Origin of the sequence: Simkania sp. (assembly GCF_965215465.1) — a bacterium.
GTDB lineage: Bacteria > Chlamydiota > Chlamydiia > Chlamydiales > Simkaniaceae > Simkania.
The window spans coordinates 350,191-372,089 of sequence record NZ_OZ244056.1 but is presented as its reverse complement, the minus strand read 5'-3'; the positions used below and the strand labels follow the sequence as shown (position 1 = coordinate 372,089).

Sequence of the window (21,899 nt, the reverse complement as noted above, 5' to 3'; positions counted from 1 at the left end):
ATATGAAGAAAACGTTACTTTACCTACTTCTTTTACCTTTTTGTGTGAGTTTGATCGCTGACGAGTACGCCCCTGTCACCTCTTCTTTTACAGGTACTTCAAATCAACGTGAGCCTCAAATCATCATTAATAATTGCCCCCTGGCAAAAATTAACGGAAAGATCATTTCTCTCATCGATGTGGTGAAGAAAATGGATCTCTTTCTCTACGAATATGACCCAAATCTCAAACTTTCTGCCGCTGAAAAGGTTCAATTCTATATGGGACGTTGGGACGAAACGCTTGAAGAAATGATTTGCAGTGAATTGGTTTTACTCGATGCGCAGCAAAAAGAAATCAAAGTGAGCGATGGCGAAGTTCGTGAGGAGCTCGAAGATCGATTTGGTCCCAATATCATGTCAAACCTAGAAAAAATCGGGTTAACATACGATCAAGCACGTGAATGGATTCGTGACGATATTACCATCCGACAAATGATGTGGTTCAAGGTCCATTCTAAAGCCTTACAAACGACCACACCACAGGTGATCAAAGACGCCTACCAAGCCTACCTCGAAAAAAATCCACCTGTTGAAAACTGGACCTATCGTGTTTTCTCTGTCCGTGGAAAAGATCAAGATGCTTGTGAAGCCTTGGCAAAACATGCATACACACTTCTTTCAGCAAATGAAAAGACTTTAGAAGAGGTCGCTGCTGAACTCAAAGAGCAAAACCAAGAAATCACCATCACAGTCAGTGATGAACTGTCAGGAGACACTCCAAATATTTCAAAACAACACTACGAAGTGATCAAAGACTTAGATACTCATTCATTTAGTGAACCTGTATCTCAGGTCAGCCGCTTTGACAAAAGCACAGTTTCTCGCGTGTTTTATCTCGACAACCTTGTTGAAAAACTCCCCAGCGATTTCGATACAATGCATGAACCGCTTAAAAACAAGCTTCTGCATGAAACCGCTGATAAAGAAAAAGACCGTTACTATCATGGCCTAAAGAAACGATACGGATTCGACAAAGTGAGTCCGCGCATGCCACTCTCAAGCGACTACCAACCGTTTACGGTTTACTAATGGGGCTTTACCAGCCTAAAGCCCTTAAAAAACTTCTCGAAGATCTTAAAACGCACCCTAGGAAATCTCTTTCCCAAAACTTTTTGATCGATGGCAATATCGTCCGAAAAATTATTGAGTCTTCAACAGTCGTTGAGGGAGATCACGTTTTAGAAGTCGGCCCTGGCCCTGGAGTTTTAACCGAAGCACTGCTAGAAAAAGGTGCCAACGTCACCGCAATTGAAAAAGATGATCGTTTTGCCGCCGCTCTTCAAGATTGGAGCCATCCAAAGCTTAACATTGTTCACGACGATTTTCTCAAAGTTGATCTACCTTCAGTTCTGAAGAAAAAAACAAAGGTTGTGGCCAACATCCCCTACAACATTACAGGAATTCTATTGCAAAAGCTCCTCCCTATGGGAAAGCAGATCGCCTCCCTTACCTTGATGGTTCAAAAAGAAGTCGCAGAACGTCTGGTGGCTAAGAAAGGAACAAACAATTACAGCTCCTTCACCCTTTTTGCTTCGTACTACTCGACTCCTCAGCTGCTTTTTTCTGTAGAACCCACTTGTTTTTATCCTAAGCCAAAGGTCACTTCAGCTGTCGTGCAATTGACCTTAAAGGAAGTGGATGAAAATGCTCCATCCCCTCTTCTACTGATTCGCAAGGCATTTCAACAAAGAAGGAAGATGCTCCGCGCATCACTCAAGTCTCTCTATCCGGCAACTCAAGTCGAATCAGCTCTCAAAGAGATGGGGCTTGCAGAAACTGCGCGTCCTCAAGAGCTCTCTTTAGAAGAATTCCAAAAGCTTTACAACCTGCTAACCCAATGAATGAACCTCATATCTTTTACGACGGAACTTGCGGTCTATGCCATTCCATGGTTCGCTTTGTTCTTAAAAGGATGGACAAAACGCCTTTTTATTTCGCACCACTTGATGGCCCAACTTTTCAAAGCTTAAAAATCAATCAGCGCCCAGACAGCCTTGTTGTCTTTCTTCCTAAGACGAAACAAATCTATTTTAAAGGAGCTGCTGTGATCTTCATCTTAAGCCGCATCGGAAAACCTTGGAAAGCCCTGAGCGTTTTTCTACGCTGGCTTCCTCCTCGATTCGTCGATGCGGCATACAACCTCCTGGCAAAATCCAGGCGGAAGTTTTTCAAGCAGCCCAAAACAGCTTGCCCAAAGGTTCCAAAAAACTTGCAAAAGTTTTTTAAGCCTTAAGCAGCGGAAGCAGCGGCTTTGTTCACTAGATTAACGGTCTTTGTGAGAGGGGTCACGTTCAAATCAATCCGCATTTCTTTGCCTTTTTCAGTTTCCACTTCTTTGACAATTGGTTGGATTTCAACTGTCTGAGGCAGCTCGTTTTTGATGTTGATCGTGATGTTGTTGTTATTGACAACTTCAACTGTTGGGCGCGCTAGGGAGCGGTAAGCTTTATAGCCTAGGTAAGCCACTGCAGCTGCAGTTGCAACGTATGGAAGGTAATTCCAAGCAACGGTTGCAACAGTTGCAACTGTTTGAGCAGTTTGGGTAAAAGTTCCACCTACTGTCGCTTCTTCAGCAAAGCCGGTGTCCATTTGCTCAACGTTTTGCGCTTGGTCTGTAAATGTCTGAGTCGGCTCGCTCGGCATTCCATCGAAAACCGCATTTGCCGTATCTGCAACATTTCCCGAAAGAAATGAAGGGAGGTAGGACCCAAATCTGGTCAAAAGATGCGCGCCCATCAAAAGGGTCGGCAACATCTGCGTCGAATGAGTGTTTTCTATACCCATTACTTGCCTCCTTCAAAGGTTTTGAATCTATCCTGTATAGATTCTTCATTAGAGGCTTACATTTTAACCTTAATAATAGTATTAATCTATGGAAATCGGTTAAATAATTACTTAACAGCTCTAGTTGATTTAAATACAAAATAAAGAGTTGCACCAACTGCTAGAAGGAGGAAGACAATAAGAACATTGCGCAGCGGTGTGAAGTCTAGACTGCCAGTTTTCAGTCCATCTACAAAAGCTATAAAATTTTTCTTTTTTACATCCCGCGTGGCGTAGAGTGGCGCCTTTTCTAAAACTTTATGATTTTGATCGAGAATGTGCATTTCTCCAACCCACTCACTTGCAGCAATGGGAAGTTCAAGTTGTTCCCAATTCAATTCGATGCTGATCTCGGGCTCTTCGGAAGGAAAGTAGTTGATGAGAACATTTTCCATTAAAGAAGCTCTCAAAGGAGTCTTCCCCTTTTTAATTTCTCGAGTGAAATAGTTTTCATCTTTGTTAAAGAGAAGACGGGTTTCTTCTTCTTGAGAAAAGGCCGCTTCAAAGAGGCGAATGGCATCACGATATTTCTGCTTGGGATCTTCGCACTCCAATAACACAGCAATCAGGATGCGATCCCCTTGCTGAGCAGCTCCGACAAAGGTGTGTTTTGCATGAAAGTGGTAGCCATTTTTCATTCCAATGACTTTGGGATAGAAAAACTTACCTGGTTGCAACAAGAGCCCAGTATTTTGAATGACTCTAGCACTTTGCATGTTTGTAGCTGACCGCTCATACTCTTTGGTCGCAAGGATTTTTAGAGCTGTTTTGTCTTTGATAGCGTCTTGCATGATGAGAGCCATGTCGTATGCAGATGTGACATGTTTAGGATGATGTAACCCATGAGGATTGGAAAAGTGAGTGTTTTGACACCCCAGTTTTTTGATGTAATCATTGAGCCCGCGCATGAACTTTGGAATCGTTCCCCCGACATGGTGGGCAATGAAATTGGAAGCATCGTTTCCTGAGACAAGCATCATTCCGTAGAGAAGATCTCTCATTGAGAGGCGCTCCCCTCTTTTGATCCCAAAATGCGTCCCATCTGGCTCAAGCCAGTAAGCAGGATCTCTATAGTGATGAGCCTCTTTCATACTCCCATTGATTCTCTTTAAGCAGTGATAGGGGCAAGTCACAACTTCATCATAGCTCTCACTATACTGAGAAAGTGCATAGGACAACGTAGCGACTTTTGTGATACTGCCTGGGAAATGGGGGGCATGAGGTGCTTTTTCATATAAAATAGCTCCTGTCTTTGCATTGATTAAGATGGCAGATTTAGCTGTCACTTTCACTTTTAGTGGTTCAGCCCAAGCACATTGGCAAAGACAAACGAGAAATAGGAACAAAAAACGCACATAAGACATAGCCTTGGTTATAGCAAAATTTCATAAAAATTCAAAACATATTGAATTCATTTTTAACCATTTGATCAAAATCGAAAATAAAACTTATCAAACAGGCTTTAAAAAAATAACCCCCACCGCTATGAAGAAAAAAATGTGATGGAATTAACAAGGCAGTTCATGAATCCAATCCAACTAGATCAAGCATACAACGAATTCATTTCCAACCTCGCGAGTTGGATTCCGGAAGGGATTATTGAAGTGGATATCGAACTTTTAGAAGAAACAGGTCTTCTCAATCACGAATCCTTTGAGGAAGAGCAAAAAACAGAGCAGCTTCCTCATTATTTTCACGTGATTGAAACAGCAGACCGCGTCACTCTGTTCAATCACCAGTTTGTGATCTGGATCGTTCCTAAAATTGTCGATGAAACTCCTACGACAATTGTCCTGATTGCTCTTATGAACGAAAAACACCCTCACCTTGAAATCGTATTCTCAACGCAAGGGGTTTACAACACCCCAAAGTTTGTGTTGCGACTTTTGAAATATTATTTGTCAGAAGTCATCGATACTGAAGAAGCCATCTCTTCTATTGAAAATTAAGGATTGCTAAAAACCTATTGAATCAATGACAACATGTTTATGGTTTTCCCGATTAGAAGTATAGATAATGTGAAGCAACCCATCTTTCGTTTGAATGCTTGCCAAGCAAAGGCGAGGTTAGAAAGCCTCGAATAACTGAAGCTATCATTTTATTTTCCTTCAAACAATTTAATAAAACAGTCTCCAATAGTAGGGTAAACAATCGTATATTCAGCGTTTCATACCAACTACTCAATAGTTTCCCAAAGTGTGACCTATTTGATCTGACTGAAAATGCCTTGATGATCCGAGAGGGCACCTGTTGGGTCATCGAGTCGATATAGGTGAAACACTTCACTTTCAATGGCTATGGGAAACGCGTGATACATCAAAGCATAGTCATAAATATAGTCTTTGTTTTTCACTTTAGATCGCATTTTGATAGGGGTCCAAACGAGATCGTTAAAATAATCGGTGCACGTGGGGTGTTTCTTTGAGTAGCCGTCGATAAACAATCGACTCAAACTAGAGCTTTTCCATTCTTGAGTTCCATAACTCACATTGAGATCGCCAACAACAATTGCCGGAAGAGGTAAATCTTTTTGCAAAGTTTCGATTGTCTGAACAATCATTTGTGCTTCTTCCTCACGCACTCTGATAGCTGTCTCATTGTCATGAGGGTTAAGATGCGTTGAAATGAGATAGCAAAAAGGCTTTTCATTTAAGACAATTGTTCCATAAAAGAAGCCTTTGTGAATTCCTTTTTGCCTTCCTTCAGATTCAAACCGGATAAATCTCGGCTCTAAAATCGGATACTTGCTTGCCACAAAAAGGCCGCTATTCATGGAAATCTCATCGGGATCAATCACAGCATTATCGGTCCCCACATTCAGATAAAAGTAGGGATATTGGCGCTTAAGAGCACGAAAAAGGGCAAATGCGCTTTCTTCATCGTGTATTTCTTGGAGGCAAACGATGTCGCTATTTTTCTTTTTGAGTGCTTTTGCAATTTGCAGAATGCGAGCTTTCCAATGACGAACTCCACCAAAATAATATGTTAGATCTTGAGGCATAAAAAGAAGGTTTGCATTGAGAATACTAATCTCTGCGCCCTCTACTTTTTTCGCCCCAGTTCCTTCTAGATAGATGTAAGGGGCTTTTGGTGTGGATGTAAGGTTATCAAGTGCCTTACTTATCAAATCGGCGTTTGCTCCGCCTTGAAACCGACTTAAAAAATCGTAATAAAACTGCGCTTCATCGGGAAGGAGGTCTTTTACTCCCAAAACATAATTTGCGATGGCGTTTTGAAAGTCTTCGTCTTTGACCGTTCTGGCATACAAATTATTGATTTGCTCATAGTGTTGCAACGAGGTTTTTGCAAACTCAGTGTCTGGATAAAGTTCATAAGGAATCAGATAGCCGAGATCGGTTCGACCGACGAGTGTTTGCTTGATATTCTCTCCCCAAGCCCTCAAAGCCTGAGCTCCCTCTTTTCCCTCTAGATAGCCTAAAAATGCTTGCACATTTAGATTGAAGTTTTTTTCGTAGTTGCTCCAATACTTTTCAATTTCAGTCGAGTTTTTGGACAGTAAATTCTTGATATAAGGAAGTTCATCTATGTCTGCATAAGCTGTCGAAAGTAAGAAAAGCAAACAGAGATTAACAATGTTTCTTAAGCGTAAGAATATTTGCATCACCTTCACGGCTGTACTCCATTTTATCCATGAGTTCTTTCATAAATGAAATTCCTAACCCCCCGACAACCCGTTCTTCAAGCGGTGCCATGCGGTCGATCTTCTGACCCTTTTCAAGTGGATTAAATGGAACTCCATAATCTTTAATGATGATCTCAATCTGCTCGTTAGGTGAGTAATTGCAAGTGATTTCAATCACCCCTTCTTGATCGAGATAGGCATAATGAATGATGTTGACCAGAGCTTCTTCTAACGCCACTTCAATCCGACGCAGTTCCGGTTGCTGAAAAGGGCTCTCTTCTATCTGACTTAAAACCCATGCAAGCATCGGTCGCAATGAAGAAATATTGGCAGAAAAAGTTGAGCATGCGCTCTGAACTGGCTCAGTCATACTAAGTCATTCGATTCAACAAAGTTTTGATCATATCGAAAAAACTTATTTTTCTTCTAACACCAATCGAATGCGTTATTGAGATAGGTTCAAATTTTCAATTCCACGAACGATTTTTGTGGCGACTTTTTGATAGAGTGGCTCGCGTGCAGAACTTTGCGCGCCTTGCATCGAATCCAATTGCCCTAAAGAGAAGAAGAGGACAGATTGACGCCGACCTGTTGGAGTAAGAAAAGAGGTATCGAGAAGTGAATCGGAATCGACAAAGTCGTAGTCTACATGTGCTGAAACATCAATCGGTCCATAAACAACTTTTCCTGTTCTTGCTGCAACAAGTGAAAAGCGGACAGTCACTTCACGTCTCCCTTCATTGGGCACAAGTCGATTGATGCGCGTTCCTGATGTCGGATCACGGTCATACTGCCAGCCGATGTTGGAGTTTTGGTCTGAAACGATTTTCCCTTCTAAAATGAGCTCTCCCTCTTTGGCATATGCAAACTGACTTGAAAGTCCAATCGCTTTGACGAGTTCGTCAGTTAGAAGCCCTTCCTCATCTCCTTGGACATAAGGAATCGCGACCGTTTTGTAGTGAGTGGAAAGTTGGTCAGAGTCTTCCCAATGGTAACCACAACTCGTGAGAAAAAAAGGCAAACTAAGGAGTAGCAGATACTTCTTCATCGCTTTCCACAATGATCGCCTCTTCCGTTTTCTTCGGCGCTTGATCGGAAGCGTTTTTCATTTCAGAAAACGTTTCAGGCAAACCTAACTTTTCGAGCTTCTTTCTCGAAACCTTGGCTGCTTTCGTATCGGGATACTTTTTTAGAATCGTTTGATAGTAAATCGCTGCAGCTTTTGGCCGCTTGGTGCGATGATAGAATTCTCCCATTTCTAAAAGATCATCTGCCATGACATCTTTCAAACGCAGCAGTTTCTTTTCAGCTTCATCTAAGCGAGGTTCTCGCGGAAACTGGAACCGAAATTTGCGCAAATTAATTTCAGCAAGTTCGAGTCGATCTCCATCGGGAAATTCTTTTTGGCACCAAGTGAGATAAACTTCAGCCACACCCAAATAGCTATCAGGAGCTAGAGGATGCTTTGGAAAACGACGTATCAAAGTTTGATAAGCTTCGATACTTTCTTTGTATTCCTCTAAAGCAAGAAGAAGCGTTGCTTTCCTGTAGAGGGATTCAGCAGCCATTTCGTCACGTGGAAGTGTCGTAATCACTTCATCAAAAATTTCAATCGCCTCTTCATATCCATGGACCCATTTAGGTAAACCACGCACATGAAAGAGGTGACGGCGCACACCTTCTTGAAAGTGACACGCGATTTCAAACTTGTAGCGAATGACTTGATCAAAAAACTTTGGCGTCATTTCCTCTTTCAAATAGGCTGAAAAGGATTCATTTGCCATTTCGAAGTCGGTAATTTCATAGTAAGCAACACCCATGTAGTAATAGACTTCCTTAGCAAAGGGGGCGTCTGGAAAATCTTGCATGAGCATGCGCGATTGCCAAATGAGTTTTTCCCATTCTTGGTTTTGAAAGAAATCGATGATCAAATTGTAATGGTCGTGAACCGAAATCTCCGACTTAGACGTGGGGTCTAGAGGATTCGCATGAAGAGTTGCTCCCACTCCGCAAGTCAACATGAAAAAAACAAAAATTTTTTTGAGCTGCTTCATTCCAAACTCTAAAGTTGCATTGTAACGCATGATTATAAACATTCACTCTTCAAAAGAAAAGGATTGAATGAATGAAAGATTTTGAAGCTCGTTTTTTAACCCATCACTGAGGCCCACACCCCACTTAGACTCAACTTCGAGAGTGCCAATTTTTTGCTGAGTTGCATGGAAAGTAATGGCAACAGAGGCGCTCCCAGGGAAACGGTGAAAAAGTTTTTTTAGTTTGACAATCTGGCTAAAACGGGTTTGATCCGCATCTAAGACAAGGTGAAGTTTTTGCTCTTTTTGCTGCATATCGACCTGCTTCGCTTGTTTTTTCTTTCTTTTTGCTTCGGATTTTGCCATTCCTTTGACCTGCTCAAAGATCGTATTTAACGTTTTGACCTGATCTTCACCGAGTTCACTCAAGTCTTCGACGGCTCGGCACCTTAATCGGAGCGAGTCATTTTCCTTATCGACCTGCAGAATGGCAAACAAGAGGCGGTTTTCATGAAAGAGTGGAGCCTTTTCTTCGTAGAGATCGGGCCAAATAGGAAGTTCAAACCGCTCCATTCCATCACTGATTGTGAGAATCGCAAACTTACGTTGCGTCTTTGCAGAGATTCTGACTTTTAAACTTTCGATGATAAATGCCGCACGACAGACGCTCCCATGGGGAAGCTCTTCGATTTCATGAAAAGACTGTGACCCCAATTGCTCGATGAGCTCTTTGTACGCATCCATGGGGTGCCCAGTTAAGTAAAAACCTAAAAGCTCTTTTTCTTTGGCTAAGATCTCTTCTTTTGTCATCGGTGAGTCAATCTTAGGTGGCTCTTCAAAAGCTTTGTCTTCATCGCCTAATGCTGAAAAGAAATCGAGAATTCCCTTTGCATCTTCCTTTTGCTTGCGCGATGCTTGCTCAAACATGGGTTCAACGCTCGCGAGCAGTTGCTGCCTTGTCCACATCGTGAAATCAAAACTTCCAGCTTCGATCAAATTCTCAGCGACTTTTTTTCCGACCATCGACGTGTCGACTCGCTTGAAAAAGTCATAGAGTGATTTAAAGGGACCGTTTTCTTTTCTTTCTTTCAAAATTGCCTCGACAACGCCTTTTCCAACTCCCTTAATTCCTGACATCGCAAACCGGATTCCTTCATCTCTTGCACGGAACTCAAGGTCGGCTTCATTGACATCAGGAGAAAGGATTTCAATTTCCATGCCTTCCGCTTCACGAATATGCTTGGCAACTTTTGTCAAATCATCACTATCACACGTCATGAGAGCCGCTAGCCATTCTTTCGGGTAGTTCGCTTTTAAAAACGCTGTAACATAACTCAAGTAACCATACGCAGCAGCATGTGATTTGTTGAATCCATAAGACGCAAACTTTTCGATTTTATCAAAGATCTCGATCGCTTTATCTTGGTCAATTCCATGTTCGAGAGCCCCTTTCTGGAATTTCTCTCGTTGACGGGCCATCTCGTCGCGATCTTTTTTCCCCATCGCACGTCGCAATACATCACCTTCCCCAAGTGAGTAGCCAGCAAGTTTCTGCGCAATCTGCATGACTTGCTCTTGGTAAACCATGATGCCGTAGGTTTCTTTAATGATATCTCCCATCATCGGATGGTCTACTTCGATTGCTTCTCGACCGTGCTTCCGGTTAATAAATGAAGGAATCATCTCCATAGGACCTGGCCTGTAAAGGGCATCGACCGCAATGATTTCTTCAAATTTGTCAATATGCAGTTGCTTCGCGAGTTCCTGCATTCCCGAAGATTCAAGTTGGAAAACTCCTTGTGTCTTTCCGTGGTTTAGAAGTTCAAACGTCTTTTCATCTTCGAGAGGAAGGTCGACCCAATCAATTTTATCTCCCGTATCAGCTTCGATAGAATCAACGGTTTTTTGTATCGAAGTCAATGTTTTGAGTCCTAAGAAGTCAATCTTGAGCATCCCAACTGCTTCGACAGGCTTCATCGAATATTGGGTCACGGCAATTTCAGAATCTTTGGCCGAGCAGACTGGAATGTGATCGGTTAAGGGATCACCGCAAATGATCAATCCTGCAGCGTGAATCCCCGTGTTTCGGATCGATCCTTCTAATTTTTGAGCAAACTCTAGAACACGCCCAGCTTCATCATCATTTTCCCCCATCGACTTCAACTCGGGATCGATCTCAAAGGCTTTTGCTAGAGTCATCGTAGGATCTTCTGGAACAAGTTTAGCTATGTCATTCACTTTGGCTAGTGGAAAATTGAGTACGCGACCCACATCTTTAATCGCCATCTTGGCTTTCATCGTTCCAAATGTGATGATTTGGGCGACTTTTTCTTTTCCGTATTTCTTCAAAGTGTACTCGATCACCTCTGAGCGCCGGTCCATACAAATGTCGACGTCAATATCGGGATAAGACATCCGTTCCGGGTTGATGAATCGCTCGAAGAAGAGGTTGAATCGAAGAGGTTCAATATCGGTGATTCCAATCAAGTAGAGGATGATCGATCCAGCTCCCGACCCTCGGCCAGGTCCGACAGGAATGCCCTGTCCTTTTGCCCAAGCAATGAAATCATAAACAATCAGAAGATAGTCACACATTCCCTTAGAAGTGATAATTTCAAGCTCTTGATCAAGACGACTGTGAACAACATCAAGAGGATCCTGCCCGTGGTACTGTTCTTCAACCTTTGCAAGCCGCTCTGCTGTGTACCGTTTCGGGATTCCATGCTCACATAGATCACGCAAAAACTTCTCTGCTTCGCGCACGCGCTCTTCTTCGGCAATCTCTTTTCCTTCTAAATGAGGAGGAGTAAAAACAGGATAATACTTGGTTTTAAAGTCGAGAGTGAGTTCGCACTGCTCTGCAATCTTCTCAGTATTTGCAATCGCTTCAGGTAAATCGGCAAATAGAGCTTCCATTTGCTCTGGCGATTTAAAATAAAGCTCATGCGTTGGAATCACTTTTCGTTTGGGATTAGGCATCCGCCCTTTCACATTGCCATAGCTGTCACGCTCAACAACTTCACAAGTTTCCCCTGATTGAACATTCATCAAAATTTCATGGGCTTTCCAGTCATCAGGCTCTAAGTAATGAATATCGTTCGTTGCGACGTAGGGAATGCCCTTTTCTTTTGACAGCTCTAAAAAACGGGCAATAACTTTATCTTGGCTTTTGATGCGCTCTACGTAATTTTGGTACAGCCATGATTCATGGTCGATGCCATCCTGACTAATGGCGGCTTCTGTCATTTGATGCCGTTGCATTTCAAAGTAGAAACGATCCTTATAGACGGATAGGGTCCACTCCAGCTCTTCTTGAAGATCTTCTTCGCGCTCTTGGACAATCATTTGAGAGATACGGCTTTGGATTGGGCCCGACAGACAAATCAAGTCTTCGCTATACGTTTCTAGAATCTCTTTATCAACCCTGGGGGTGTAGTAAAACCCTTCAAGCGAAGCAATTGAAGAAATCTTACAGAGATTTTGATAGCCCTTATGCCCTTTGGCAAGAAGAACAATTGGATACCCAACCGAGTGGCCTGAAATGCGCTTTTTATCCAGTCGGGAAAAAGGTGCAACAGCAACCTCAATTCCCATAATCGGCTTGATCCCTTCAGCAGTGCAGCTTTTGAAAAAGTCGACGGCACCAAACATGTTGCCAAAATCGGTTAAAGCAAGAGACTGAAGTCCGTAACTTTTGGCTTTTTTTGCTAAGGCTTTAACAGACGCTGTCGAATCCAGAATGGAATACTGGGAGTGCACATGAAGTGGAATCCAGCCCATCGCGACTTATCCCGCCACAAGTTCTGTGCGAGGTTTCCGATTCCAAAGAGGCAGTAACATCGAAACAGCTACAACACCACAAATTCCTAGAAGGACAAAGAATCCTGCCCACCCATAACTTTGAATCACGTGGCCAAAAGGATATCCAGCTGAGGCAGCCCCTGTATAAGCAAACAATCCTGCAAAACCGGTTGCAGAACCCGCTGCTTTTTTCCCTGCCATTTCAGCGGCAGCCATTCCAATGAGCATTTGAGGACCGAAAATCAAGAAACCAATTGAAAACATGATGACCGAAATCAATGCAACGCTTGAAGAGGGAACTGTCCACAATGTGAACAAGGTACAAATGATTCCTAGACTAAAGAGAACATTGACAGGCCCCCTCTTTCCTTTGAAGACTGTATCAGATAACCATCCTGCGGCTAAGCTGCCAAAAATTCCACCGATCTCGAACCAAAAAACGCACGAGCCAGCAACCATCAGGGAAAAGCCTTTTGACTCCATCAGATAAAGTTGTATCCAGTCATTCACAGCTGTTCGAATCACGTAAACAAAGAAAAAGGAAATCGCAAGAATCCAAATGAATTTACTTTTGAGTACGTACTCTGTTAAAATTTCTCTTGATCCTTGAGGGCGTTTTTCTTTTGACTCCTCCTCTTCATCTAATGCGACATCAGATTCCGTAGTATAGTCATTGCGAAATTTTTCAACCGTCGGAAGCCCAAGAGCTTTTGGATTATCACGGATGCGATTGATCAAGAAAAAGCCGACGATAATCGCCAATGCTCCGGGTAAATACATCGCATAGCGCCACCCATAAAGTTGGATGGCAACTGCACAAATAAGCGGAATGAGTGCCCCACCAATATTATGTGAAGTGTTCCACACTCCCCACCAACGCCCCCGTTCCTTTTGGGAATACCAATAGGTCAATAAACGGGCACAGGGAGGAGAGCCCCATCCTTGAAACAGACCATTCAATCCCAAGAAAAGACCAAACAAAATCAAAGAAGAGGAAAACCCAACAAAGAGATTAAAGACTCCCGTCATGATTAAACCAAACCCCATGAAGTAACGGAGGTTGGCTTTATCGGAAATCACACCACTCAAAAATTTGCTAACACCGTAAGAAATCGATAAAAGACTACAGAGGATTCCTAGTTGCCCCTTATCAAATCCCAAGTCAGCAATGAGCGCAGGCATCGCAAAAACAAAACTTTTCCTTGTAAAGTAGAATAAAGCATAGCCGATATACATGCTGTAAAAGACACGAAGACGCCAATAACGATAATTCTTTTTAATCTCTTCTTGATCTGTTATGGGAGTTTGAGGAGGGTCAGGTTTGAAGAAGTCGATAACACTCACAGGGAATCCTTTATCGTTGGTTGTATTGTCCGCAGAATACCAGCTGATGAAATAAATTTAAACCCCAATGACTGAGGCATCTCAGGGGATTACAATCGAACAGCTACCGTCCCAGCCTTCCAATCAATGTAATTAATTTCTACAACATTTTCCAATGTACTTGTCAGAGACATCTCACCATCTTCTAAACAACGCGATGTCTGACCATGGGCTAAATCTGTTTCACCCATGAGATAAGATCCATAAAAGAATGCAGCCAGTTCGACAATTTTTGGAGGGCGATCCCCGTCTGCAAGTAGTTCAGCATGGCGGTCCCAACTCACTTCAGAGCTTCCAGGAATTGGCAAAAGCGTCATGATCGCCCAATAAGGTTTTTGAACTTTAATATTATCGTACTGCGCAAAATAAGGATCTCTTACAAAAAAAACTCTTGTCACACGTTCCCCAAGAGACAAATGTAAATGCGTCTTAAGCGTAAGATCTCTTAATAATTTTGGAGAAACCCGTCTTCTTTCAATTTTTTCAGGAATCAAAACGAGTCTTGAAGTTTCTTCAACAAGATACCCCTCCCAATAAGGACAAGGCGCTTTCATTTTTTTGAGGAGTGATTTCGGAACTGGGGGAACTTTTCCAACGCGTCCTAACTTTGACCATGTTCGCATATTGATCGGAGATCTTTCACGAAATGCAACGCATTCTTCTTTTTGTGTTGGCATTTTTGAATAATGACTTCGCTTCGAACTCAACCTTAAAGATAACATGATGAATCTCCCTTTCAGTATGTTAAGTCCAAACAATCTAGGCAAACTATGAGATTTCAATCAACTACATTAAAAGTAAGTTATTTTTTTAGGTGAAAATTTATTCCCGACATCTTTATAAAGATCTGATTAAATTTAATTATTAACTTGCTGCTAGAATTTAAACGGGGTTAGGTTTCTATGACAAGCTCACTTTTAGAAGAATCATTTTATACTAAACATATGCCCTGGGTTGATTCTGTTGGATTTGCCATCACAGGTTGCATTGGACTCGCGCAGATGCGAGCCCTAGAATGGCTTTCAGTCCCTCTATCTCATACAGAAATGGCCTTAGCAGGAGTCGTGAATGGCCTTGCAAACACGCTTACCTATCGTTTAGGAAAAGGCGATGAAACCTCTTCACCTTATCGCAAGCTTGCATTAACCATTCTTGGGATTGGGTTAGGGGTCATCACCTTTCCTTACATCACACTTAAGCTTTTAAAAGGCAGAGCGACGTTGATCACCCCTGGACCAGTCATTAAAGTTGCCATGTATCATTTAGCTGCAAAATTCTGTATCTCTAAAGGAAGTGGCATTGCCGAAGATTACTACGGCAAACTGAACTTTCCCCTCTTTCAAGATATTGAAGATCTGTCGCCCCATAACATTGCAGTTTTCTACAAGCATTTTAAAGAACACCCTGATGCCTGGAAAAAGAGTCCTTCACAAAACAGCTTCGCTATAACCGCGTTTTACTTGAGCATGATCTTAAGCCCTTAAAAGTCACTTCGATTGATCTCTCATCTTTTCTTACCAAAGATGAGCTCGAGACTTTTCGACATCTCTACAAAGATAACGCACTCTCAGAAACGCAAGCAACGCTCCTCTATAACTTTCATGTTGCTCCACAAGATCGAAAGTATGAAAAAGGTAGTTTGCCAAATATCGATCCAAGAACCATCAATGTTCGCAGCTTATCAAACGAACAAACCATTTGGCACCACAGGTGGATTACTCACCACCCTTCCACCACGATTCCTCAAACTCAAGTCGAAGCTTTTGCCCGAAGATTTTATACATTGGATCTACCTCCTCCTGAGCACCCTAATTTTGTTGCCGAAGTGCCCTTTGCAGGTTCAAACCAAGTCACTTCAAAAGCAAAAGCTCTCTATCATCACGGGTTTTTCCAAAAAAATTCGGAAGAATGGGAAAGCCTATCGCTCCAGCAACAAATTCTCTACAGAGAGTCTTTTGATAATTATCAATTAGATCGGTTCCCATTAAGAGAACCGCTTATTGAGGAACTGTCACTCCTAAAAAAAGCTTTTCTCAAAGAAGTAAAAGCCTATTTCGAGAGCCATGCCGAGGAATGGAACAACAAATCGCGCGATTATCAGTTGGCATTTAATAAAGCCTTATCAATCCTTCACATGAACCCAATGACCCTTCCCACAAAAGGTTACTTACATAATAAGCATGTGAGACGAGTTGGGAGGATCGTCCTTCAAACCGCGGCTCTTTATCTAGTAGGGGTAGCTCTTCTTTATACAAGACAATACTTAGATAATCTCAAAGCTGACTATCAGCAACAGCTGAACGATTTGGAAAATGGCGTGGACGCGGCAACCCTTACTTCCTGCGTAGGTACGCTTTGTCAGAACGCAACAAAGAACCTCGCAGCAACTGCTTCAAAAACAAGTTTCTTTAATCCAAAAGTAACACTTTCAACTACTCCTAAAGCTTTTCTCACCAAACAAGATTTTTCACTCTCTCGATTGACCGCATCCGCAATGAGTTGCCCCAAAAATCCTTTGTGGAATATGCCGGTTCAATTTGACAATTGTCCTATAGACGGTATCTACCCTTCCTCTCAACTCTGCTATGTGCCTGCAAATAACGTGACGTTATTCGCAAAAGATGCCTGCCCGATTGATGGCGTCTGCTCTGAAATACCTCTTATCACATCAGAAACGACTGAAACCTTTACTCCCTCTCCTTCTCCCTCCACAACTCCTAGACTCTCCTCAACTGCTGATCCAGCCCCTTGTTTTCCCAAAGATGCTCCACCTCAAGGTAAAACTCCACCCCCAGCCCCAAATGGACAAACCTTCAAGGATGAAGCGGCTTATCAAGCTGAAAAGGACTCTCTCAACATAAAAATGAGCCTGCTCAATTGGCTAAGTTATGGAATTAATGTCATTATCCTTGGAAATATTGCAGTCCGTAGGATCCGCAACCCTTTCGGACCCTAACATGCGATTTGCCAACTAAAAAGTCTTTATCGTATACGTAAAAATAATCAACCACGGTAAATGAAATGACTTTTTTCCCCGAGCCTTTGAGGCCTTCACAAGGGCGTAAAGAAGACGAAGAAATCGTCGTTAACCCGATTGAAGCAGATAAAAAAGGGGGAGAAGAACCCGTATGGGAGTTTCCCGGAGGGGAAAAGGGGAATTTTTACGCTTCGATGGTGGTACTTCTTAAAAGATTCACGAGTCTTTTTAGTCGGCAAAAAAGGGAAGAGTTTTCTGAAGACGCCCTTGCTGCCGACATTCATTCCTTAAAAGGGCTTTTAGATCGGCTCAAGGAACTTGACCAAAGTGAAAATGCCCACTTTGCCCAAGAGCTTTCAAATCTTTGGCATGAACTTTTGCAACACGTTCAACTTGCCACAAGAGCCAAAATGAAAACGCAGGTGGAGATCTCGAAAGTCAAAATTGTTTTATCAGATATCGACCATTATCCTCCAAATGAGGAACGGAAGCTGGGATTTTACCTCGCTGAGTTTGCTGGAGAAAGCTGGCTCCCCATGCCATTTATTGAAATTCTGCGAAAACTCCATGATGATTACAAAGTGAATCAAAATTCGAGCATTCTTGAAAAATGGACCGACCTGCTCAAAGAAAGCGTCGAAGGTTGACCACTTCCCTCAAATTCTCTATAATTGTTTTCATTTTTGACCACAGACAGTTTTGATGAAATACCAAATCCCAAAAGGAACGTTTGACATCCTTCCTACCGAAGCCAAAGCGCAAAACAAATGGAAGGAATCGAGCCGCTGGCACTATCTAGAAGAGACTATGCGGCACCTTGCCCTTGATTATGGCTTTCGCGAAATCCGGACACCGATTTTCGAGCAAACGGATCTTTTTATTCGGGGAGTTGGTGAAACATCTGACATCGTGTCAAAAGAGATGTACACCTTTAAAGACAAAGGAGACCGCTCCATGTCGCTGCGCCCTGAAGGGACAGCTTCTGTCATCCGTTCATATGTTGAAAATGGATTGCAACAATTTGGCTCAAACCAAAAGTTTTTCTACATTGGTCCCTTCTTTCGTTATGATCGTCCCCAAGCCGGTCGGTACAGACAATTTCATCAATTCGGTGTTGAAGCAATTGGGCAAGGATCTCCTGAACAGGACCTCGAAGTCATCGACATGCTGTTTGAACTTTACCGTCGCTTAGGATTAAAAAATCTCAAGGTGATGCTCAATTCTCTGGGTGGTGTAGGAACAAGGCAAGTCTACAAAGAGAAACTGCTCGACTTTTTACGCCCTCATTTTGCTTCTCTTTCTCCAGAAAGTCAAGTCCGCTTTGAAAAGAACCCTTTGCGCATTCTCGATTCAAAAGATCCGAAAGAACAAGCCCTTCTTGAAGGAGCCCCGACGATTTTAGACGAACTTGATCCCGAAAGTCGCACGCACTTTGAAACGCTCTGTGATTTGCTTAAGATGCAAGACATCCCTTTCGAGGTCGAGCCAAAACTTGTACGTGGGCTCGACTATTACAACCGCACTGTTTTTGAAATCACCTCCGATGTTCTTGGAGCACAAAACACGATTGGTGCCGGTGGACGCTATGATGGACTTTCAGCTCTCCTTGGTGGCCCCGACCTCCCCGCAATTGGTTTTTCTACAGGGATAGAACGGATTTTACAAACCATGGATGGTCAAAACACGCCCTTTCCCCCTCCCCCTGCTCCCTATGTTTGTTTCATTCCACTTAGCGGCGAGGCAAAAACAGCTTGCATCCAAGCTCTATATGCACTTAGACACGAGAAAGTCGCAGCTGAGCTCATAGGAGCAAAGAAAATTCAAAAAGCTCTGCAAACTGCAAGTGATCTAGGAGCACAGTTTTCGATCATTCTCGGTGACGATGAATTAGAAAAAGGACTCGTCCAAGTGAAAAATATGACAAGTCGCGACTCAACACAAATTCGTTGGGAAGAGCTCATCTCTTTCCTCTTAAATCATAGGAACAACTCATGACGTTTGACTATAGACGGACGCACTGCTGCCACGAACTCACTAAATCCAATGTTGAAGAGGTTGTCACTCTCTCTGGTTGGGTCCATCGCCGACGCGACCACGGCGGACTCATCTTCATTGACCTGCGCGACCGCTATGGACTCACGCAGCTTATTTTCGACCCCGATATTTCTAAAGAGGCGCACGAAGAAGCATCCAAACTCCGCTCCGAATGGGTCATTTCTGCTAAAGGAAAAGTTCGCCCTAGAGGAGAAGGACTTGAAAACCCCAAGTTAGCAACTGGAGAAATCGAAATTGAAGTGACTGAATTTGCAGTTTTGTCAAAAGCCAAAACACCTCCCTTTTCCGTTTGCGATGAACTGACGGAAACGCACGAAGACATTCGACTCAAATACCGCTACCTAGACATCCGTCGCGGCGACATTGCAGAGAAGCTTGTGATGCGCCACAAAGCTATGTTGTCTACGCGCAACTTCTTTAATGAGGAGGGCTTTCTTGAAATCGCCACACCGATTCTCGGGCGTTCAACTCCTGAAGGAGCCCGCGACTACCTCGTCCCCTCACGCGTTTATCCTGGCAACTTTTACGCACTTCCTCAATCACCACAGCTCTTCAAGCAGTTGCTCATGATGAGCGGCATGGACCGGTACTTTCAAATTGCCCCATGTTTCCGCGATGAAGACCTTCGCTCTGATCGCCAGCCCGAGTTCACTCAGCTTGATATTGAAATGAGCTTTTCAACACCAGAGGACTTCAAAAAGCTCATCCACGATTATCTCAAGGTTCTCTTTAAAGAATGCCTCGATTTCAAAGTCCCCGACACCATTCGGGAAATGAGCTATGCCGATTGCATGGAGTATTATGGAACAGATCGGCCTGACCTTCGTTTTGACATGCCACTTGTCCGACTCGATGAAATTGCAAAAGAATGTGAGTTCACAGTCTTCCGTGATCAAATTGAGGGAGGCGGCATCGTCAAATGCATGTGCATTAAAGGGGGTGCTGAAATCTCTCGTAAAGATATTGAGCGCTACACCGAGTTTGTCGGTAAATTTGGCCTCAAAGGTTTAGCATGGATGAAGCGCCAAGCCGACGGGCTTCAATCGAGCATCGTCAAGTTTTTCTCCGAGTCCCTCTTAAAAGAGATTGAAGCGCAAACGAAAGCAGAAGAAGGAGACCTTCTCCTTTTTGCCGCTGCAGATGAAGCGACCGTCAACCAAGCAATGGACCACTTGCGCCGCCTTGTCGCTAGAGAACGCAACCTCATCGACCCCAAGCGCTATGAGTTCCTTTGGGTCGTAGACTTTCCCCTATTTGAATGGGATGCGGACGAAAACAGACTATCAAGTGTGCATCACCCATTCACCGCACCCCACCCAGAAGACATCAAGCACCTTGACTCTAATCCTCTTAAAGTCCGCTCACTCGCCTACGACATCATTATTAATGGATTTGAAGTCGGCGGTGGATCTCAACGTATTCATGACTACCAAATGCAAGAAAGAATCTTTAAGGCTCTCAAAATCAGTGAAGAAGATTTGAAAGGAAAGTTTGGGTTCTTTGTCGATGCCTTGCAGTACGGAACACCCCCTCATTTAGGGATCGCAATGGGTGTCGATCGTTTGATCATGATTTTGACAAAAACAGAAAATATTCGCGAAGTCATCGCTTTCCCCAAAACGCAAAAAGCCAGCGACTTGATGATGCAGTGTCCTGCTTCTGTCAGCCCTAGTCAACTCCATGAGCTCGAAATCGAAACTGAGCCAAAAGAAATCACTTGGATATAAATCCAGCAGATAATAAAGTTGAGCTTTTCAAGAGGACTCGATTAGGAGAAATCAAGATGTTTAAAAAACTCAAAAGTCTCTTTCTAATTTTATTTATCACGTCTTTTACTTTTAGTTATGCAGCTGTTAAACAAGAAACACCTGCTGCTCAAGAGCCTAAGAAAGAGCAAGAAATTGATGTTAATAAAGTCTCACAAGCATTTGGTCATTTAATAGGTAAAAACCTTGAGACCCTGGGATTTGAGTTTGACATGCAAGAAGTCATTAAAGGATTGCAAGACTCGCTCGCGGGAAAAGACTCCCCAATGGATGAAACTGAGTGTGTCCAAGCTATCTCAATTGTTCAAGAAGAGGCCTTTCAAAAACTCGCCAGCAAAAACCTTGCCCAAGCGAATGAATTCCTCTCAAGCAACGTTAAAAGTCAAGGCGTTGTTGAGCTTGAGAAAAGCAAACTGCAATACCGAGTCGAAAAGTCAGGAAATGGAGCTGTTGTCGAAGAGCACCACACTCCTATGATTCGTTACACAGGGAAATTTCTTGATGGAAAAGTCTTTGGAGCATCCCAAGAGGATGAGCTGATCTCTCTAGACGAAACCATTCCAGGCTTTAGCAAAGGAATTGTTGGCATGAAAGAAGGTGAAAAACGCACCATCTTCATCCACCCCGAGCTTGGCTACGGCATGACAGGCTACTTGCCACCCAACTCACTCTTAGTCTTTGACATTGAAGTTGTGAAAGCAAACGCAACACCAGATCAGGAGGAGTCGCTCACAACGATTCATTCTTCTGAAATCGATGTGCAAGAAATTGCAGATCCTGGCCAAGTCAAAGAAAAGGCCCTACGTTAACCCTTAACCTCCCCCTTCTTTCGGGGTTTCCTTCGGGGAACCCCTCCCTTTATGAAGATCATTCTTTATCGCCCTCAAATTCCTCAAAACACCGGTAACATCGTTCGGACCTGCAAAGTCACAGGCTCAAAGCTCGTCCTCGTTCGCCCTCTTGGGTATAAAACAGATGATCGCAGTCTCAAACGCGCAGGCCTTGATTACTGGGAGGGTGTGGATGTGACTGAAATTGACGATCTGATGAGCTATCTAGAAAATCTTGAAACCTCATTCTACTTTTTTTCGAGCCATGCAAAAAAGCTCTACACAGATGTCTCTTATGACGAGAACACAGCCTTGATCTTTGGCTCTGAATCCGCCGGACTCCCTCAAAAATATCACGAAAGATGGCCTGAAAAGTTCGTCACTCTTCCGATGGTTGATGGCAGCCGCTGCCTGAACCTGGCTACTTCTGTGGGTATAGGTATCTATGAAGCACTCCGACAAAACTGTTCGCAGCAAGAAAGAAAAACTTGGGCCAAACCATTGGAAACAACAAGTCAGCCTAAGCTTTTCTCATGACATTCTGTTA

20 protein-coding genes are annotated in these 21,899 nt (G+C 43.2%); 11 read left to right on the top strand and 9 right to left on the bottom strand.

Annotated features, from left to right (window positions below; translation table 11 throughout):
• Positions 1–2 precede the first annotated feature (2 nt).
• The 3 genes from ACOOFG_RS01655 to ACOOFG_RS01645 are packed head-to-tail and all read left to right on the top strand — an operon-like array spanning position 3 to position 2,274.
• Positions 3–1,070, top strand: coding sequence for a SurA N-terminal domain-containing protein (locus tag ACOOFG_RS01655; RefSeq protein WP_420421913.1), 1,068 nt, complete (start codon positions 3–5; stop codon positions 1,068–1,070).
• Positions 1,070–1,882, top strand: coding sequence for a 16S rRNA (adenine(1518)-N(6)/adenine(1519)-N(6))-dimethyltransferase RsmA (rsmA, locus tag ACOOFG_RS01650; protein ID WP_420421912.1), 813 nt, complete (start codon positions 1,070–1,072; stop codon positions 1,880–1,882). The genes ACOOFG_RS01655 and rsmA overlap by 1 nt, the downstream gene beginning before the upstream one ends.
• On the top strand, positions 1,879–2,274 hold the full coding sequence (locus ACOOFG_RS01645; RefSeq protein ID WP_420421911.1) for a thiol-disulfide oxidoreductase DCC family protein: 396 nt from the start codon (positions 1,879–1,881) through the stop codon (positions 2,272–2,274). The genes rsmA and ACOOFG_RS01645 overlap by 4 nt, the downstream gene beginning before the upstream one ends.
• On the opposite strand, the gene ACOOFG_RS01640 is transcribed toward ACOOFG_RS01645, so the two are convergent.
• Both ACOOFG_RS01640 and ACOOFG_RS01635 read right to left on the bottom strand, forming a co-directional pair.
• A complete protein-coding gene (locus ACOOFG_RS01640; protein ID WP_420421910.1) occupies positions 2,271–2,825 on the bottom strand; it encodes a hypothetical protein in 555 nt (184 codons plus the stop codon). The two genes, ACOOFG_RS01645 and ACOOFG_RS01640, sit on opposite strands and share 4 nt — an antisense overlap.
• A 107-nt stretch (positions 2,826–2,932) precedes the next feature.
• Positions 2,933–4,228, bottom strand: coding sequence for a D-alanyl-D-alanine carboxypeptidase family protein (locus ACOOFG_RS01635; RefSeq protein WP_420421909.1), 1,296 nt, complete (start codon positions 4,226–4,228; stop codon positions 2,933–2,935).
• Positions 4,229–4,363: 135 nt separating this feature from the next.
• Between ACOOFG_RS01635 and ACOOFG_RS01630 the strand changes: the two genes are divergently transcribed.
• Entirely contained in the window at positions 4,364–4,813 is a 450-nt protein-coding gene (locus ACOOFG_RS01630) for a hypothetical protein (protein ID WP_420421908.1), read from the top strand.
• A gap of 254 nt (positions 4,814–5,067) precedes the next feature.
• Here ACOOFG_RS01630 and ACOOFG_RS01625 read toward each other — a convergent pair whose 3' ends face one another.
• From ACOOFG_RS01625 to ACOOFG_RS01595, 7 genes are all read right to left on the bottom strand, one after another.
• Positions 5,068–6,486, bottom strand: a complete 1,419-nt coding sequence (locus ACOOFG_RS01625; protein WP_420421907.1) for an endonuclease/exonuclease/phosphatase family protein — start codon at positions 6,484–6,486, stop codon at positions 5,068–5,070.
• Positions 6,452–6,877 (bottom strand): ATP-binding protein, encoded by a 426-nt coding sequence (locus tag ACOOFG_RS01620; protein ID WP_420421906.1) that lies wholly within the window; start codon positions 6,875–6,877, stop codon positions 6,452–6,454. The genes ACOOFG_RS01625 and ACOOFG_RS01620 overlap by 35 nt, the downstream gene beginning before the upstream one ends.
• Before the next feature lie 75 nt (positions 6,878–6,952).
• Positions 6,953–7,555 (bottom strand): hypothetical protein, encoded by a 603-nt coding sequence (locus ACOOFG_RS01615; protein WP_420421905.1) that lies wholly within the window; start codon positions 7,553–7,555, stop codon positions 6,953–6,955.
• Positions 7,530–8,603, bottom strand: a complete 1,074-nt coding sequence (locus ACOOFG_RS01610; protein ID WP_420421904.1) for a tetratricopeptide repeat protein — start codon at positions 8,601–8,603, stop codon at positions 7,530–7,532. The genes ACOOFG_RS01615 and ACOOFG_RS01610 overlap by 26 nt, the downstream gene beginning before the upstream one ends.
• On the bottom strand, positions 8,604–12,320 hold the full coding sequence (gene dnaE, locus ACOOFG_RS01605) for a DNA polymerase III subunit alpha (protein WP_420421903.1): 3,717 nt from the start codon (positions 12,318–12,320) through the stop codon (positions 8,604–8,606). It abuts the gene before it with no gap.
• Between the two features lie 6 nt (positions 12,321–12,326).
• Entirely contained in the window at positions 12,327–13,685 is a 1,359-nt protein-coding gene (gene uhpC, locus ACOOFG_RS01600; RefSeq protein ID WP_420421902.1) for an MFS transporter family glucose-6-phosphate receptor UhpC, read from the bottom strand.
• Positions 13,686–13,774: 89 nt separating this feature from the next.
• Positions 13,775–14,446, bottom strand: coding sequence for a hypothetical protein (locus ACOOFG_RS01595; protein ID WP_420421901.1), 672 nt, complete (start codon positions 14,444–14,446; stop codon positions 13,775–13,777).
• Positions 14,447–14,626: 180 nt separating this feature from the next.
• Between ACOOFG_RS01595 and ACOOFG_RS01590 the strand changes: the two genes are divergently transcribed.
• From ACOOFG_RS01590 to ACOOFG_RS01560, 7 genes are all read left to right on the top strand, one after another.
• Positions 14,627–15,208: a hypothetical protein gene (locus ACOOFG_RS01590; RefSeq protein ID WP_420421900.1), complete on the top strand. Its 582-nt coding sequence runs from the start codon at positions 14,627–14,629 to the stop codon at positions 15,206–15,208.
• A gap of 155 nt (positions 15,209–15,363) precedes the next feature.
• Positions 15,364–16,680, top strand: a complete 1,317-nt coding sequence (locus tag ACOOFG_RS01585; RefSeq protein WP_420421899.1) for a hypothetical protein — start codon at positions 15,364–15,366, stop codon at positions 16,678–16,680.
• Positions 16,681–16,745: 65 nt separating this feature from the next.
• Positions 16,746–17,348 (top strand): hypothetical protein, encoded by a 603-nt coding sequence (locus ACOOFG_RS01580; RefSeq protein ID WP_420421898.1) that lies wholly within the window; start codon positions 16,746–16,748, stop codon positions 17,346–17,348.
• A 55-nt stretch (positions 17,349–17,403) separates the two neighbouring features.
• Entirely contained in the window at positions 17,404–18,696 is a 1,293-nt protein-coding gene (hisS, locus tag ACOOFG_RS01575) for a histidine--tRNA ligase (RefSeq protein ID WP_420421897.1), read from the top strand.
• A complete protein-coding gene (aspS, locus tag ACOOFG_RS01570) occupies positions 18,693–20,483 on the top strand; it encodes an aspartate--tRNA ligase (protein WP_420421896.1) in 1,791 nt (596 codons plus the stop codon). Before hisS ends, aspS begins: the two co-directional genes overlap by 4 nt.
• A 56-nt stretch (positions 20,484–20,539) precedes the next feature.
• A complete protein-coding gene (locus ACOOFG_RS01565; protein ID WP_420421895.1) occupies positions 20,540–21,331 on the top strand; it encodes an FKBP-type peptidyl-prolyl cis-trans isomerase in 792 nt (263 codons plus the stop codon).
• A gap of 51 nt (positions 21,332–21,382) precedes the next feature.
• On the top strand, positions 21,383–21,889 hold the full coding sequence (locus tag ACOOFG_RS01560; protein WP_420421894.1) for a tRNA (cytidine(34)-2'-O)-methyltransferase: 507 nt from the start codon (positions 21,383–21,385) through the stop codon (positions 21,887–21,889).
• The last annotated feature ends 10 nt before the right edge of the window (positions 21,890–21,899 follow it).